The sequence below is a fragment of the Streptomyces sp. CMB-StM0423 genome, from assembly GCF_002847285.1.
Taxonomy (GTDB): domain Bacteria; phylum Actinomycetota; class Actinomycetes; order Streptomycetales; family Streptomycetaceae; genus Streptomyces.
Genome location: NZ_CP025407.1, coordinates 3,904,570 through 3,919,536, shown reverse-complemented (window position 1 = coordinate 3,919,536; position 14,967 = coordinate 3,904,570). Strand labels below are relative to the sequence as shown.

Below are 14,967 nucleotides of genomic sequence, written 5' to 3'. Positions count from 1 at the left end.
GGAGGATCCCATGACCCCACGCCGCCGACCCACGCTGCGCGACATCGCCCTGTCGCTCGACCTGTCGGTCAACACCGTCTCCAGAGCGCTCGCCGACAAGGACGCGGTCAGCCCCGAGACCCGCGAGCGGGTCAAGGAGGAGGCGGAACGCCTCGGTTACGTGCCCAACACCATGGCCCGCTCCCTCGTGCTGCGGAACGCCATGACCCTCGGGCTCGTCATCACCAACCCGGCCAACCCCTTCTACGCCCGCCTCATCTCCGCGATCGAGGAGCGCGGCCGCCAACGCGGCTACTCGCTGATGCTGATGGTCACCGAGGACTCCGCGGAGAACGAGCGCCGCGCCGCCGAGGAGCTGATGCGCTGGGGCGTCGACGGCGTGCTGGCCATCCCCGTGCAGCACGGCGCGGAGCACTGGAGCCGGCTGCGCAAGTCCGGTACGCCCGTGGTGCTGCTCAACCGGCACCTGCCGGAGCTGGACGCCGACGTCGTGGGCGTCGACTACTACGCCGGTGCCCGCGCGGCGACCGAGCACGTGCTGGACGGCGGGGCGACCGAGCTGTACCTGGTCGAGGAGGACCTGGAGATCTCGCCGGTCTCGGAGCGTATCCGGGGCTTCCGGGAGACGCTGGCGGCCCGCGGGATCGCGGCGCCCGACGACGCGGTGGTGCGCGTGGATCCGGCGGCCGCGCCGGAGGGGGTGCCGGTCTCGGGGCCCTTCGACCCCGGGGTGGCGTACGCCGTCGGCGCGGAACTGGCGCGGCGGGCGGGGCCCGGCGCGGTGGTGCTGGCCGGCAACGACTACCACGCACTCGGCCTGTACCGGGCGTTCGCCGAGCGGGGGCTGCGCGTCGGCACGGACATCGGCGTCGTCGGCCACGGCGACCACCCGTTCTCCGCGTACCTCGACCCGGCCCTGACCACGGTCCGGCTGCCCGCGCCCGACGTGGGCCGGGCGGGCGTCGACCGGCTGCTGGAGCGGGTGCAGTCCGGGCCCGACTCCGCGGCGGAGGACGCGGATCCGATCCGTACGCTCCTGGCCCCCGAACTCGTCGTACGCGCCTCCGCCGGACCACTCCGAAGAAGAGGTGAGCAATGATGGGCGCGTTCCTCGCCAAGCGCCTCGCGCAGGCCGTCGTCGTCGCCTTCGGCGCGCTGACGCTGGTGTTCCTCATCGTGCGGGTCGTGCCCGGCGATCCCGCCAAGCTGATCGTCGGGCCCGACGCCTCCGCCGAGCAACTGGAGAGCGTACGGGCCGACTTCGGCCTCGACGACCCGCTGTGGCGGCAGTACGCCGACCACCTCGCCGGCATCGTCCGCGGCGACCTCGGCGACTCCTGGCGCCTCGGCGGCTCCGCCCTCAGCAACACCCTGGACCGCTTCCCGGCGACCCTGAGCCTGTCGCTCGCGGCGCTGCTGCTGACCGTCGTCGTCGGGATCCCGCTGGGCATGCTCTGCGCCCGCCGCCCCGGCAAGCTGCTCGACCTGGTGGTCTCCACCGGCTCGCTCGCCGGCCAGGCCATCCCGTCGTTCTGGCTCGGCATCGTCCTGATCCTCATCTTCGCCCGCCGACTGGACTGGCTGCCCGCGACCGTCGACGGCTCACCGGCCGCGGTGCTGCTGCCGGCCTTCACGCTCTCGCTGCCGTTCATCGGCTGGCTCGCCCGGCTGGTGCGCAGCAGCGCACTGGAGGAGGGCGGCAAGGACTACGCCCGTACGGCCCGCGCGAAGGGCGTGGGCGAGGGGACGATCCAGTACGTGCACGTCGGCCGGAACATCGCGATCCCGGTCGTGACCGTCCTCGGCCTGCTGATGGGCAACTTCATCGCCAACGCGGTCATCATCGAGGTCGTCTTCTCCTGGCCGGGCATCGGCTCGCTGATGGTCGACGCGATCACCAACCGCGACTACGCGGTCGTCGAGGCCGCGATCCTCACGATCACCCTGGCGTACATCGTCCTGAACCTGCTCGTGGACGTCGTCTACTTCGTCATCGACCCCCGCCTCACCCCGGAGGACGCATGAGCAGCACGACCGCGGCCGCGCCCGCTCCGGCGCCCGCCGCAGAAGAGCCCCGTACGGGCAAGGCCCCCGGCGACGCCGTGCGGCGGGTGCCGGTGCGGGTCTGGATAGGCGCCGGGATCCTCGCGCTCTTCGTCCTCGCCGCCGTCGTCGGGCCGTTGCTGCACCCGTACGACCCGGTGGCCACCGACCTGCCGAACCGGCTGCTGTCACCGGGGGAGCGCACCGACGCGGGCGACATCGCCTGGCTGGGCACCGACCAGATGGGCCGCGACCTGCTCGCCAACCTGCTGGCGGGATCGCGGATCTCGCTGCTGGTCGCCTGCGCGACCATCCTGGTCGGCGGCGCGGCCGGCCTCGTCGTCGGGCTGGTCTCGGGCTACTTCGGCGGCTGGCCGGACACGATCGCCTCCCGCATCGGCGACATCCAGCTCGCCTTCCCGTCCATCCTGCTGGCGATCCTGCTGGCCGGGGTGCTCGGCCCGAGCGTCACCAACATCGTCATCACGCTGGCGATCACGAGGTGGGTCATCTTCGCCCGCGTCGCCCGCGCGTCGGCGATGGCGACGCGGCGGCTCGGGTTCGTCGACTCGGCGCGGGTGCTGGGGGCGGGACACGTACGCATCATGGTCCGCCACGTGCTGCCGTCCGTCTGGCAGCCGCTGCTGGTCGCGGCGACGGTGCAGGTGGGCCTGGTGATGGTCGCGGAGGCGTCGCTGAGCTTCCTCGGCCTCGGCGTACCGGTCGACACCTCGTCGTGGGGCGCCACCGTCTCGGTGGGGCGCGACTACCTGGGCTCGGCGTGGTGGATCTCCACGATGCCGGCGGCGGCGCTGGCGCTGGTGGTCACGGCGGTGGGCGTGATCGGGGACGGCTTCCGGGACGTGTCGGACCCGCGGTCGCAGATATGAGCAGAGAGGGGAGCACGATGTCTTCCACGGCGTCTTCCACGGCCGCAGAGACGGCTCCGGCCGCCCGGTTGCGGGACGTCCACATAGGCTTCGGCCGCGACGGTTCCCGGCGGGTCGTCCGCGGGGTCGACCTCGACCTCGTACCCGGGCGGGTCACCGCCCTTGTCGGCGAGTCGGGCAGCGGCAAGTCGCTGACGTCGCTGGCCCTGATGGGGCTGCTGCCCGCGGGCGCGCGGGTGAGCGCGGGGACGGTCGAGATCGAGGGCCGGGACACCGCCGGGTTCACCGACGCGCAGTGGCGGCAACTGCGGGGCGCGAAGGTCGCGATGGTCTTCCAGGACCCGATGGCGGCGCTGAACCCGTCGTTCACCGTGGGCTGGCAGATCGCCGAGACGCTGCGCCGCCGGGGCACCGGCCGCCGCGCGGCCCGGGAGCGGGCGGTGGAGCTGATGCGGACCGTCGGCATCCCCGACGCGGAGGCCAGGTACGGCGCGTACCCGCACGAGTTCTCGGGCGGTATGCGGCAGCGGGCGGTCATCGCGATGGCCCTCACCCTGGACCCGGCGGTGCTGCTGGCCGACGAGCCGACGACGGCGCTGGACGTGACGGTGCAGGCGCAGATCCTGCGGCTGCTCGCCGGGCGGCAGACGGAGGCGGGGATGGCGATGCTGCTGGTCTCGCACGACCTGGGCGTGGTGGCCCGCGTCGCGCAGGAGGTGGCGGTGATGTACGCGGGCCGGATCGTGGAGACGGGCGCGCTGGACGACGTCTACACGGCACCGGCACACCCGTACACGCGCGGCCTGCTGGACGCGGTCCCGGACCCGGCGCGGCCGGGGCGGCTGGTGCCGATCGAGGGCCAGCCGCCGGCGCCGGGGACGCTGCCCGCGGGGTGCGCGTTCGCGCCGAGGTGCGGGTACGCCACGGAGGTGTGCCGGACGCAGGACCCGGCGCTGACGGCGGTGGGGAAGGCCCACAAGTCGGCCTGCCACCACAGCGGGAAGGTCCTGGCCGGGGCAGGGAACGTGGAGGCGGCGTCATGAGCACGGGCAAGCAGAAGCCGGACGCACTGCTGGACATCCGGGACCTGCACGCGGGTTACACGGTCGCCGGCCGCGCGGGCCTGGGCCGCCGCCGCGTCGACGCGGTCGCGGGCGTCGACCTGGCGGTACGCCCGGGACGTACGGTCTGCATCGTCGGCGAGTCGGGCTGCGGCAAGTCGACGCTGGCCCGCGCGGTGGTGGGCCTGCTGCAACCCTTCGCGGGATCGGTCTCCTTCGCGGGCCTGGACCTGGCGACGGCTGGCCGCCGCGAGCGGCGGCGGGTGGCGAACGACCTGCAGATGGTCTTCCAGGACCCGTACACGTCGCTGAACCCGCGGATGCGGGTGGCGGAGATCGTGGCGGAGGGCTGGCACATCCACAAGGAGATGGCGCCGGCGGACGAGGGGACGGAGGTGGAAAGCCTCCTGACGCAGGTGGGACTGGACGGTTCGTACGCGACCCGCCGCCTGCACGAGCTGTCGGGCGGCCAGTGCCAGCGGGTGAGCATCGCGCGGGCGCTGGCGCTGCGGCCGAAGCTGATCGTGTGCGACGAGGCGGTGTCGGCGCTGGACGTGTCCGTACGCGCCCAGATCCTGAACCTGCTCGCGGATCTGCAGCGGGAGCTGGGGATCGCGTACCTCTTCATCTCCCACGACCTGGACGTGGTCCGGCACATCGCGGACGAGGTGGCGGTGATGTACCTGGGCACGATCGTGGAACACGGCACGGCGGCCCAGGTCTTCGAGTCCCCCCAGCACCCGTACACCCAGGCCCTCCTGGCGGCGGCCCCCTCGGTCCACGACCGCCCGGACACCACCACGACCCTCCCCCTCACCGGCGAGGTCCCCTCCCCGGCCGACCCCCCGTCCGGCTGCCGCTTCCACACCCGCTGCCCGTTGGCGACGGACCTGTGCAGAACGGACCCCCCGGACCTCCGCGTACGAACCGGAGCCCCCCACCCGTCCGCCTGCCACTACGCGGGCGAGCCCGCGGCGGAGCCCGCTGCTCGCTGAGCGTGGGCGGTCGGTGAGCAGGCAGCTCCCCCGGGAACTGCCTGCTCGGCCTCGGGGGCGGCCGGCGCCCGCCGCCCGGCTCAGGCGACCTTGTTGCAGACGTCGGTCAGTTTCTTCGTGCCTTCCTTCCACGTCACCGTGCGGTAGTCGGCCGCGGTGATCTCCAGGGTGTAGACGCCGTCGACCAGGTACTCGCCGCGGGGCAGGTTGCCCTGGTTCTCCTTGAAGCCGATGAGGACCGGGCCCGTGGCGTAGTAGATGTGGCCGCCGTCCGGGGCGTACCGGACGATCGAGCGGCCGCCGGCGTCCGCGTCGTAGCTGGCGCCCGTCTCCAGGTTGGTGACGCGGACGATGAGGGCGCCCTTGTACAGCTCGGTCTTCGGGGAGCCGTCGGGGTAGGTGGCGACGGTCTTGACCATGGTCTCGTCGAGGATGGGTTCAGTGCGGAAGGGGAAGTCGCAGCGTTCGCCCGCGGGGTAGTTCACCGGGGGGTAGTCGACCGGGCGCCAGCCCCCGTCGTCGCTCTCCCCGCCCGCGGCCGTCGCCGCCGGGGCGGCCAGGGTGGCGGTCAGGCAGAGCGCTGCGGCGGTGGCTGCTGCGTAACGGCGCATGGGTACCGGCTCCTTCGGATCGGGGCGCGTGCTCGTCCTCCGAGCCTGGTCCCGCCGCCTCACCATCCGCTCACCACAACCGGCGTACGCTGCCCTCGTGTTGGAGTTCCGCCTGCTCGGGCCCTTCGAGGCGGTACGCGACGGCGTCCCCGTCTCGCTGAGCCGGCGGCGCCAGGAGCGGCTGCTGCTCGCGGTGCTGCTGCTCGCCCCGGGGCGTGCGGTGGCCGCCGGGCGGCTGGCGGAGCTGCTGTGGGACGGGGGCGGCGCGCGGGGCACGCTGCACACCTACGTCAGCCGGCTGCGGGTGGCGCTCCGGCCGTACGGGGTGCGCATCGTGACCCGCGGCGACGGGTACGCCGCCGAGCCGGGCGGGTGGCGCACCGACGCCGCCGAGTTCGCCGAACGGGCCCGGGCCGCCACCGCGCTGCGCGACCCCGCCGAGCGGCTGCGCCGTACCGAGGAGGCGCTGGCCCTGTGGCGCGGGGAACTCCTCGACGGGCTCGCCGACGGCGAACTCCGCGCCCGGCTCGGCACGGAGCTGGCCGAACTCCGCCTCGGCGCCCTGGAGCAGCGCGCCGAGGACCGGCTGCACACCGGCCGCGACGGGGCCCGCGACGGCGGCGGCGCCCTCGCCGCAGAACTCCGGCCCCTGGTCGCCCGCTACCCCCTCCGTGAACGGCTCGTCGCCGCCCTGATGACCGCCCTCTACCGCGCCGGCCGCCAGGCCGAAGCCCTCGACGTCTACCGCACCACCCGCCTCGCCCTCGCCGCCGAACTGGGCGTCGCACCCGGCCCCGCCCTCCGCGACGTACACGCCAAGGTGCTCAGCGCCGACCCCGCGCTCGACCAGCCGCCGCTGCCCGCGTACGCCGTCCAGGTCCGGGACGTACGCCTGCCGCTGCACACCAGCGGCCAGCCCGCCCTGGAGTTCTGCAACACCTGGGCCGGCTGGGACGGCGCCCGCGCGGCCGGCGCGGAGTGGCTGACCGGCTACCGGGCGCTCGCCGTGTGGGCCGGGCACCTCGGGCTGCTGGAGGACTGGCTGGTCACCCAGCTCCTCAAGCAGGCGGAACAGCAGCCCGCCGCCGCGCTGGAGGCGCTGGCGGAGGCCCGCGAGCTGCGTACCGCGATGCACGGCTGCTTCGTCGACCCGGCCGACCGGCGCGCCTTCAAGCAGGTCGCGCGCACGGCGGAAGCCGCCGCCCGGGCCGCGGAGTTCCACCGCGACGAGGACGGCCTCGGCCGCTGGCGGCTGCCCGCCTCGACGGGCCTGCGGCTGCCGGTGCTGGCGGTCGCCCGCAGCGCCGCCGACCTGCTCGCCGACCCGCAGCGCTTCACGGTGACGGCGTGCCCGTCACCGGACTGCGGCTGGCTGTTCCTCGACGCCCCGGGCCGCCGCCGCTGGTGCTCCCTGGGCACGTGCGCGGCCCGGGAGGGCGCGGGGTGCCTCGACTGAGGGCGGTTGCGGCTCCCTCAGGCCGCCGACCGGCCCGGCCGCGTACGGGAATCGGCATCGTCGGAGAGGCGGTTCCGGGGTGGATCCGGGGCGTTGTACCTCCCTGGCGCCCGGCCCGGCACGGTATGTTCCCATGCGGAGCGGCTGTCACCCGAGGCCCACGTGGCGCCGGAGCCGCTCGGATGGCACCGTCTCACCACCAAGGGATCGGGAATGATCACGCTTACGAAGGATGACGAACCGGCGGACCTGGCCGGGGTTACCCACCTGTCGATAGGGGTCTCCTGGGACCCCACGGTCGGGAGCAGCGGCGGCATCATGGGCAAGCTGCGCCAGACCAAGGGCACCGACCTCGACCTGATCGCCATCGCCATGGCGGGATCCGACCCGGTCCGGCTCGCCGGTCTCGACTCGCTGGACCCCATGGGCAACGGTGCGATCGTGCACAGCGGCGACAACCAGACCGGCAAGGGCGACGGCGACGACGAGACGGTCACCGTCGAGTTCTCCCGGATCCCGGGCCAGATCACGGCCATCGTCTTCGTCGCCGCCGCCTACAAGAAGGGCAGCAGCTTCCAGAAGGCCCGCAACATCAGCTTCAAGGTGTACGACGCCTCCGGCGGCAGCACCCAGCAGGTCGCCGACATCTGGCCCAGCCTGCTCACCACCGACAACGGCTGCGCCGTCGCCAAGGCCACCCGCTCCGGTGAGACCTGGCGGCTCCAGGTGATCAACGAGACCGGCAAGATCAAGCAGGGCAACGAGCACTCGCTCATGCGCTTCGCCGCAGGCAAGTAGCAACCAGGAAGCGTTCGCCCGGGACGCCGCCCCCCTGGGCGGACGCTACTGCCCCCTGCCGCCGGTGTCGCACAGCGCGCGGTCGACGAGTTCGCCCGCGACCCGCTCCTGCCGGAGCATGCTGTCGTGTGAGTCCCCCAGCGCGGCGGACATCGAGACGGTGACGGCCCGACGGCCGTCGCCGGTGGCGCCGTTCACGGTGATGTAGCCGGCTTCGCCGCCGCCGTGGCCCCAGTAGCTGCCGCCGCAGGACAGCGGGCGTTCGACGAGGCCGAGGCCGTAGCGCCCGCCCGGCCAGAACTCCGCCAGCTCCTCGCCGACCGGGACCGTCTCCCGCATCTCGGCCAGCCGCGCCCGCGGCAGCAACCCGCCCCCGAGCAGCGCCCGGAGGAAGCGGTTGACGTCCGCGGTGGTGGAGACGTAGCCGCCGGGGTCGGGGACGAGCACCTTCGTGACGTCCACGCGTTCGCCGGACGGGAAGACCTGGTACGCACGGGCGTGCGGGCTGCGCGGGGTGGGCGTGCCGCCCGGCAGGTAGGTGCGGTCCATCCCGAGCGGTGCCAGGATCCTGGCCTCGACCTCCTCGTGCCACGGGCGGCCCGTGACCTTCTCGATGATCATGTCGAGCAGTACGTAGCCGGTGTTGGAGTAGCCCCACCCGGTGCCGGGCGGGAAGTCCGGGCGGTGCTTCATCGCGCGGGCGACGACCTGCCGGGGGGTGTAGGTGTCGTACCGGTGCTCGTAGTACTCCCGCGGGGTGGCGAAGCCGGGGAGGTCGTCGTGGAGGCCGGCGGTGTGCTGGAGGAGATGGCGGACGGTGATCAGGCGGCCGTCGTTGCCGTTGCCGGCCACCAGGCCGGGCAGCCTGCGGTCGACCGTGTCGTCGAGCGACAGTTTGCCCTCGCCGGCCAGTTGCAGGACCACGGTGGCGACGAGCGCCTTGCCGGTGCTGGCCATCCGGAAGTAGCCGTTGCGGGGCACCGGCCGGTGCGTACCCACGTCGGCGACGCCGCTGGTGGCGACCAGGTTCCGGCCGGGTCCGGCGGTCACGCGGGCCTGGACGCCGGTGATGCCCAGGGCCCGGAGGGCGTCGGTGTCGCGGCGCAGCTCGTCGCGGCCGTAGCCGGGCCTGGTCGTTCGGTGTGCGTCGTCGCGTGCGTCTTCGTGTGCGTCGGCGGGCAGTGGTACGGCGCCGGCCGCGCAGGCGGCGACGAGGACGGCCGCGGCGACCGCCGGCCACCGTCGTCCGCCGATGCGGCGCCGCCGCGCTGTCGTCTTCTGGCGGGTGGAATCCATGTCCGCACGGTAGGAACGCGGCGGGCCGCCGGTCGCTACCCCGGACTGCCGAAGGAAAGGTACGGCTAGCTGTAGTGCTTGCGGGGCTGCCCGGTACCTACGGTGACGCGTGTGCGGTCTCCGACACTCTCCCCGTACGCCGGCGGGCAGGCACCCCGCGCGCCCGCCGCGCCCGTCCTCCTGCGCGCCGTCAGCGCCCGCTGCACCGCCGCGTGGCGCGCCGGCCGCTACCTGCTGCACACCCTCGCCACGGCCGTGGCGACCCTCGCCGCCGCGCCGCTGCTCTGCGTTCCGTCGCGTGCGCAGCGCCGGGCGGAGCGGCACCGACGGCGCGCCGGGGCGCTGCTGGGGCAGCCCGTCGAGCCGCACTCCCGCGCCGCCGTCCGCAACCTGAGGTGGCTCGTGACCCAGGTCGGCACGGGCCTGCCCGCGGGCGGCCTCGCCCTGCTCCTCCTGGGCGCCCTGTTCCTCACCCCGGTGATCACGGTGCTGTGGTGGGCCTTTCCCTCGCCGCCGTGGCTGCCCCTGATGAGCGTGCACCTCACCGACTGGGGCACCGCGCTGCCGCACGGCCTGCTGAACGTCGTGGGCCTGGCGGCCCTGGCCGCGGCCGCCCTCCCGCCGCTCGCCCGCGCGCACGCCCGCTGCTGTCTCGCGGTCCTGGCGCCCTCGCCCGCGGAACACCTGGTCGAACGCGTCACGGAGCTGACCCGGACCCGTACGGACGTGCTCCAGGCGCACAGCGCCGAACTCCGCCGCATCGAACGGGACCTGCACGACGGCACCCAGGCGCGGCTCGTGGCCATCGCGATGCGGCTCGCCGTGGCGGGGGAGCGCTTCGCGGCCGACCCCGCCGGGGCCGCCCTGCTGGTGCGGCAGGCGCACGCCGAGACCGAGGACGCGATGACCGAGCTGCGCTCCGTCATCCGCACCATCTACCCGCCGGTGCTGGCCGACCAGGGACTGCCCGGCGCGCTCAGGACGCTGGCCACCAGGGCTGGGGTGCCGACCCGCGTCGAGACCGGCCCGCTCGGCGAGGTCCCGGCGGCGGTCGAGGCGGTCGCGTACTTCGCCGTCACCGAGGCGCTGGCGAACGTCGCCCGGCACAGCGGCGCCTCCCGCGCGTCGGTACGCGTCACGCGCCAAGCCGCGCTGCTGCGTACGGTGATCGCCGACGACGGGGCCGGCGGCGCCGACGCCGCCCGCGGCTCCGGCCTCGACGGCATGCGCCGCCGGGCCGCCGCCCTGGACGGCTCGCTGGACATCAGCAGCCCGCCGGGCGGGCCGACCGTCGTCACCGTGGAGCTGCCGTGCGCGTAGTGATCGCCGAGGACAACGTCCTGCTCTCGTCCGGGCTGGAACTGCTGCTCGACTCCCAGGGCTTCGAGGTCGCCGCCGTCGCGGCCGACGCCCGCGGCTTCCTCGCCGCCGTCGGCACCCACCGCCCCGACGTCACCATCGTGGACGTACGCCTGCCCCCGACCTTCCGCGACGAGGGCATCCGGGCCGCGGTACGCGCCCGCCGCGACCATCCGGCGCTGCCCGTCCTGGTCCTGTCGCAGTACGTGGAGCAGGACTACGCGGGCCGCCTCCTCGCCGACACCCGCGGCGGCATCGGGTACCTGCTCAAGGACCGCGTCAGCCGCGTCGCGGAGTTCACCGACGCGCTCCGCCGGGTGGCCGGCGGCGGCACGGCCATGGACCCCGAGGTCGTCGCCCAGCTCCTCGCCGCGCGCGGCGACCCCGTCGGCGCCCTCACGGCACGGGAGCGCGAAGTCCTCGCGCTCATGGCCGAGGGCCACGACAACGCGACCATCGCCCGGCGGCTCGTCATCACCGCCAACGCCGTGCACAAGCACATCGGCAACGTCTTCCTCAAACTCGGCCTGGCCCCCGGCGACAGCGGCCACCGCCGCGTCCGCGCCGTCCTGGCCCACCTGCGCAGGCAACGGGCCCTGGACGGGGAGCGGGCTACGCTCGAAACGTGACGCGGCAGGCCCGGGAGGCCGCCGCGGCGATGCGCGCGGGCGGGTACGGGCCCCCCGGGCGGGCCCTCCGGGGCGGGCCCCCCGGGGCCGTCCGCCCGCCGCCGGACCGCGGCGGGCGGGGGCGGGTTACTCCTCCTCGTCCTCGAAGGCGTCGCCGATTTCGTCGACGACCTCCGCGGCGACCATGCCGCCCACCACACCTGCCGCGAGGCCGCCGGCTGCCGCTACGGCGACCGTGCCCATCCCCGGGCCGCGGCGGCCGTGGTCCTCCTCGTAGTGGTGTCCCCCGTGGCCGTACGAGCCCGGCGGGGAGCCGCGGTGCTCCGCCACCTGCCTGACCCAGGCGTCCACCTCGGCGGTCCAGTCGACCTGCGCGACGTCGTGGTGGCCGACCGTGAAGCGGGCGAGCGCGTCGTGACCCGCGGAGAACATCCCGCCGCGCTTGTCGGCTTCGAGGACGACCTCCATGCCGCCGGGCGAGGCGAGGAACGTGACCTCGACCTCCTGCATCGCGTGGGCGAACTGCGGGCCGGGGGCCAGCTCGATCTCCTGGTAGAAGGGGAGCTGCTGGCCGGTGCCGGGGATGTGGCCGAGTTCGAGGTCGGCGGAGGTGAAGGCGAAGCCGAGTTGGCCGAAAGCCTCCAGGACCGCTTCCTGGACGGGCAGCGGGCGGACCGCCAGCGGGTCCAGGTCGCCGGCGTCCCTGGCGCCGGCGACGGCCAGTTCCGTACGTACGCCCAGCGGCAGCCCGAGGGACTGGCCGTGCAACTCGGTGATCGGGGTCTCCCACGGCAGGACCAGGGAGAACGGCACTTCGTGGTCCTCCTCCTCGCCGAGGCGGAAGGAACCGCCGACGGGGAAGCGGCCGAAGGACACCGTTCCCTCGTGCTCGCCGTCGTCGCCTTCGGCCTCGACGCGGGCGACGAGCTCCAGGGTGATCTGCTCGATGTCGGCCGCGGCGCTGCCGCCGCGCAGCAGCACCCGGCCGCCCAGGGTGCCGCCGGGCAGCACCGCGCCGCCCTCCAGGACCGTGTCCACGCTGGGCGCGCCCACGCCGATCGCGCCGAGCAGTCGCTTGAACACCATGCGGTGTCGTCTCCTTCGTCGTCTGTCCTAATGAGGTGGCGGGCGAGGGGATCGCCGCCCGGATTTACTATCCCTTTACTCTGGTGTCCACGACATCGGCATTCGGCCAGATCCACTCGATCCGACGACTCGCACGGAGCGGGGCGACGGGCGGCCGGCGACGAACTACCGAGGAGCAGCGGTCCCCCCATGGGCGAACCTCCCGAACAGGGCCACTTCCATTCCCACGTGTCCGCAGACGGACCTGTCCCGGGCGGTGACCGATGAGCGCCTGGTTCGCCCTCGCCGCGGTGGTCGTCCTCACCCTCGGCACGGGGTACTTCGTGGCCCAGGAGTTCGCCTACGTCGCCGCCGACCGGCTGGCGCTGGCCCGGGAGGCCGAGGCCGGCGACAGGCGCGCCGTCCGGGCCGTCGAGGTGCTGGGGCGGCTGTCGTTCATGCTGTCCGGGGCCCAACTGGGCATCACCGTCACCGGCCTCGTCGTCGGCTTCCTCGCCGAGCCCGCCATGTCCGAGCTGCTGGAACCGGTGCTGAACGGCATCGGCGTACCGGACGGCGCCGTGTCCGGGATCTCCGTGGCCCTGGCGTTCGTGCTGGCCACCGTGCTGCAGATGGTCATCGGAGAGCTGGCACCGAAGAACCTCGCGCTCGCGGTCCCCAACCGCCTCGCCAAGGCGCTCGGCGCCTCCACGCTGGCGTATCTGAAGGTGGCGCAGCCGGTGGTACGGATCTTCGACGGCGCCGCGAACCGGCTGCTGCGCCGCGTCGGCATCGAGCCCGTCGAGGAGTTGCACCACGGCGCGTCCCTGGAGGAGCTGAGCCATCTGATCGGCGAGTCCCACGAGTACGGGCACCTGCCGCGCGAGCACGCCGAGCTGCTGGACCACGCGCTGGGCTTCTCCGAGCGCACGCTGGCCGAGGCGATGGTGCCGGCGGCCGACGTGGCGTACGTGGCGGCCCGCGACCCGGCACGCGAGGCGGTCCGGCTGATCGCCGGCCGCGGGCACTCCGCGTACCCCGTCATCGGGGACCACCGCGACGACGTCGTCGGCGTCCTCGGCGTCGAGGAGCTGATGGCGCTGCCGGCCGACCGCCTGGACCGTACGACGGCCGGGGAGGCCGCCCGCCGCCCGCTGCTGCTGCCGGAGACCCTGCCGCTGCCGGACGCGGTGGCCCGTATGCAGGAGCGGCGCGAGGAGTTCGCCGTGGTGCTGGACGAGCACGGCGGTCTGGCCGGGATCGCCACCTTCGAGGACATCGCCGAGGAACTCGTGGGGGAGATCGTGGACGAATCCGACGACCGCACCCCCGTCGCCGTCGCGGACGGCACCGGCTGGCTGGTCGAGGCGGGCCGCCGGCTGGACGAGATCGAGCAGGCGACCGGTGTCGCCCTGCCCGAGGAGGCGGACTACGACACGGCCGCCGGGCTGATCGTCGACCGCCTCGGGCGCTTCCCCGACGTCGGCGAGCGCGTCACCGTGGAGCTGCCGGACGGCGGCCGGGCCGAGTTGGAGGTGCTGGCGCTGGAACGGCACGTGCCCGAGCGCGTACGACTGGAAAGCCGTCCTGCGGCACCCGCCGCCGGTGAAGAGAAGGGGGCGGACGCATGAGCCTGCCCGTCGCCCTCCTCGTGACCGTACTGCTGCTGATCGGCAGCGGGTTCTTCGTCGCCGCGGAGTTCGCGCTCGTGGCCGCCAAGCGGCACCGGGTGGAGCAGGCCGTCGCCGACGGGCGCCGCGGGGCCAGGTCCGCGCTCGCCGGGATGCGCGAGCTGTCGCTGATGCTGGCCGGCGCCCAACTCGGCATCACCGTCTGCACCCTCGGCCTCGGCTCGATCTCCAAGCCCGCGATCTCCCACGCCGTCGACCCGCTGCTGGAGGACCTGGGCCTGCCCGGCGGGCTGAGCTACGGGATCGCCTTCGCCCTCGCGATGGTCATCGTGGTGTTCCTGCACATGGTCGTCGGCGAGATGGCGCCCAAGTCCTGGGCCATCGCCCACCCCGAGACCTCCGCCATGCTGCTCGCCCCGGCGTTCCGCGGGGTCGTCATGCTCGTACGGCCGCCGCTCTGGGCGCTCAACAAGGTCAGCAACGGGCTGGTGCGGCTCTGCCGCGTCACGCCGCGCGAGGAGCTGACCTCCGTCCACAACCGGGAGCAACTCACCCACCTGGTCGCCGAGTCCGAGCGCCTCGGCCTCATCGACTCCGCCGACTCCCGGATCCTGACGCGCTCGCTGACCGAGCCGGACACCCTCGTCGGGGACCTCCAGACCCCGGCCGAGCGGATCGTCTACGTGGACGGGGGCGCCGGCCCGGAGGCCATCCTGGCGACGGCGAGCGCCGCGGGGCGCACCCGGCTGCTGGTACGCGACGAGGCCGGCGGCGTCCTGGGCGTCGTACACGCCCGCGCCGCCCTCGTTGCGAGGGACGGCGAGGGGGGACGCGACCGTGACCGCGAGCGGGAGGTCACCGCCGCGGAGCTGGCCCGGCCCGTACCCGAAGTCGCCGCCTCCGACACCGCCGCCACCGCGCTGACCCGCATGCGCCGCCACCGCGCGCCCCTCGCCCTCGTCCGCACCGGGACCGGCACCGGCGAGCTGACCGGGCTGATCACCCTCGACGACATCCTCGCCCGGCTGCTTCTCGGGCAACCGGCGTGAGGGCGGGGCCGGATGGGTGTCGCGATATAGCGCTAGTCTGGTGGTCGCGCCGATGTCCGCGTCGCGCGCACGTTTGAGGGGACC

At 74.2% G+C, this 14,967-nt stretch carries 14 protein-coding genes; 11 read left to right on the top strand and 3 right to left on the bottom strand.

Annotated features, from left to right (window positions below; translation table 11 throughout):
- The first annotated feature begins 10 nt into the window (after nucleotides 1–10).
- The 5 genes from CXR04_RS16960 to CXR04_RS16940 are packed head-to-tail and all read left to right on the top strand — an operon-like array spanning nucleotide 11 to nucleotide 4,989.
- The gene (locus tag CXR04_RS16960; protein ID WP_101423254.1) at nucleotides 11–1,099 is read left to right on the top strand and encodes a LacI family DNA-binding transcriptional regulator; all 1,089 of its coding nucleotides are present in this window, start codon (nucleotides 11–13) and stop codon (nucleotides 1,097–1,099) included.
- Nucleotides 1,099–2,025 (top strand): ABC transporter permease, encoded by a 927-nt coding sequence (locus CXR04_RS16955; protein WP_101423253.1) that lies wholly within the window; start codon nucleotides 1,099–1,101, stop codon nucleotides 2,023–2,025. The genes CXR04_RS16960 and CXR04_RS16955 overlap by 1 nt, the downstream gene beginning before the upstream one ends.
- On the top strand, nucleotides 2,022–2,933 hold the full coding sequence (locus CXR04_RS16950) for an ABC transporter permease (RefSeq protein WP_101423252.1): 912 nt from the start codon (nucleotides 2,022–2,024) through the stop codon (nucleotides 2,931–2,933). The genes CXR04_RS16955 and CXR04_RS16950 overlap by 4 nt, the downstream gene beginning before the upstream one ends.
- 17 nt (nucleotides 2,934–2,950) lie before the next feature.
- Nucleotides 2,951–3,976: an ABC transporter ATP-binding protein gene (locus tag CXR04_RS16945; protein ID WP_101423251.1), complete on the top strand. Its 1,026-nt coding sequence runs from the start codon at nucleotides 2,951–2,953 to the stop codon at nucleotides 3,974–3,976.
- Nucleotides 3,973–4,989 carry an ABC transporter ATP-binding protein gene (locus tag CXR04_RS16940; RefSeq protein ID WP_101423250.1) on the top strand — a complete coding sequence of 339 codons (1,017 nt, stop codon included), beginning with the start codon at nucleotides 3,973–3,975 and terminating at the stop codon, nucleotides 4,987–4,989. The genes CXR04_RS16945 and CXR04_RS16940 overlap by 4 nt, the downstream gene beginning before the upstream one ends.
- A gap of 80 nt (nucleotides 4,990–5,069) precedes the next feature.
- Here the strand turns inward: CXR04_RS16940 and CXR04_RS16935 are convergent, their stop codons facing one another.
- Nucleotides 5,070–5,600, bottom strand: coding sequence for a hypothetical protein (locus tag CXR04_RS16935; protein WP_101423249.1), 531 nt, complete (start codon nucleotides 5,598–5,600; stop codon nucleotides 5,070–5,072).
- Between the two features lie 100 nt (nucleotides 5,601–5,700).
- Here CXR04_RS16935 and CXR04_RS16930 point away from each other — a divergent pair, with 100 nt between their 5' ends.
- Entirely contained in the window at nucleotides 5,701–7,056 is a 1,356-nt protein-coding gene (locus CXR04_RS16930; RefSeq protein WP_101426421.1) for a BTAD domain-containing putative transcriptional regulator, read from the top strand.
- Between the two features lie 213 nt (nucleotides 7,057–7,269).
- The gene (locus CXR04_RS16925) at nucleotides 7,270–7,854 is read left to right on the top strand and encodes a TerD family protein (protein WP_101423248.1); all 585 of its coding nucleotides are present in this window, start codon (nucleotides 7,270–7,272) and stop codon (nucleotides 7,852–7,854) included.
- Nucleotides 7,855–7,899: 45 nt separating this feature from the next.
- On the opposite strand, the gene CXR04_RS16920 is transcribed toward CXR04_RS16925, so the two are convergent.
- The gene (locus tag CXR04_RS16920; RefSeq protein WP_101423247.1) at nucleotides 7,900–9,150 is read right to left on the bottom strand and encodes a serine hydrolase domain-containing protein; all 1,251 of its coding nucleotides are present in this window, start codon (nucleotides 9,148–9,150) and stop codon (nucleotides 7,900–7,902) included.
- A gap of 111 nt (nucleotides 9,151–9,261) precedes the next feature.
- Between CXR04_RS16920 and CXR04_RS16915 the strand changes: the two genes are divergently transcribed.
- On the top strand, nucleotides 9,262–10,470 hold the full coding sequence (locus CXR04_RS16915) for a sensor histidine kinase (RefSeq protein WP_234380276.1): 1,209 nt from the start codon (nucleotides 9,262–9,264) through the stop codon (nucleotides 10,468–10,470).
- On the top strand, nucleotides 10,461–11,138 hold the full coding sequence (locus CXR04_RS16910) for a response regulator transcription factor (RefSeq protein WP_101423246.1): 678 nt from the start codon (nucleotides 10,461–10,463) through the stop codon (nucleotides 11,136–11,138). Before CXR04_RS16915 ends, CXR04_RS16910 begins: the two co-directional genes overlap by 10 nt.
- Before the next feature lie 126 nt (nucleotides 11,139–11,264).
- On the opposite strand, the gene CXR04_RS16905 is transcribed toward CXR04_RS16910, so the two are convergent.
- The gene (locus CXR04_RS16905; RefSeq protein WP_101423245.1) at nucleotides 11,265–12,224 is read right to left on the bottom strand and encodes a sporulation protein; all 960 of its coding nucleotides are present in this window, start codon (nucleotides 12,222–12,224) and stop codon (nucleotides 11,265–11,267) included.
- A gap of 263 nt (nucleotides 12,225–12,487) precedes the next feature.
- Here CXR04_RS16905 and CXR04_RS16900 point away from each other — a divergent pair, with 263 nt between their 5' ends.
- The gene (locus tag CXR04_RS16900; RefSeq protein ID WP_101423244.1) at nucleotides 12,488–13,834 is read left to right on the top strand and encodes a hemolysin family protein; all 1,347 of its coding nucleotides are present in this window, start codon (nucleotides 12,488–12,490) and stop codon (nucleotides 13,832–13,834) included.
- On the top strand, nucleotides 13,831–14,883 hold the full coding sequence (locus tag CXR04_RS16895; RefSeq protein WP_101423243.1) for a hemolysin family protein: 1,053 nt from the start codon (nucleotides 13,831–13,833) through the stop codon (nucleotides 14,881–14,883). The genes CXR04_RS16900 and CXR04_RS16895 overlap by 4 nt, the downstream gene beginning before the upstream one ends.
- The last annotated feature ends 84 nt before the right edge of the window (nucleotides 14,884–14,967 follow it).

Bases quoted from the DNA above. Each gene is read 5' to 3' on its own strand.
- CXR04_RS16940 (WP_101423250.1), top strand. From the start codon at position 3,973: ATGAGCACGGGCAAGCAGAAGCCGGACGCACTGCTGGACATCCGGGAC.
- CXR04_RS16905 (WP_101423245.1), bottom strand. From the start codon at position 12,224: ATGGTGTTCAAGCGACTGCTCGGCGCGATCGGCGTGGGCGCGCCCAGC.
- CXR04_RS16895 (WP_101423243.1), top strand. From the start codon at position 13,831: ATGAGCCTGCCCGTCGCCCTCCTCGTGACCGTACTGCTGCTGATCGGC.
- CXR04_RS16945 (WP_101423251.1), top strand. From the start codon at position 2,951: ATGTCTTCCACGGCGTCTTCCACGGCCGCAGAGACGGCTCCGGCCGCC.
- CXR04_RS16955 (WP_101423253.1), top strand. From the start codon at position 1,099: ATGGGCGCGTTCCTCGCCAAGCGCCTCGCGCAGGCCGTCGTCGTCGCC.
- CXR04_RS16960 (WP_101423254.1), top strand. From the start codon at position 11: ATGACCCCACGCCGCCGACCCACGCTGCGCGACATCGCCCTGTCGCTC.
- CXR04_RS16900 (WP_101423244.1), top strand. From the start codon at position 12,488: ATGAGCGCCTGGTTCGCCCTCGCCGCGGTGGTCGTCCTCACCCTCGGC.
- CXR04_RS16935 (WP_101423249.1), bottom strand. From the start codon at position 5,600: ATGCGCCGTTACGCAGCAGCCACCGCCGCAGCGCTCTGCCTGACCGCC.
- CXR04_RS16925 (WP_101423248.1), top strand. From the start codon at position 7,270: ATGATCACGCTTACGAAGGATGACGAACCGGCGGACCTGGCCGGGGTT.
- CXR04_RS16920 (WP_101423247.1), bottom strand. From the start codon at position 9,150: ATGGATTCCACCCGCCAGAAGACGACAGCGCGGCGGCGCCGCATCGGC.
- CXR04_RS16950 (WP_101423252.1), top strand. From the start codon at position 2,022: ATGAGCAGCACGACCGCGGCCGCGCCCGCTCCGGCGCCCGCCGCAGAA.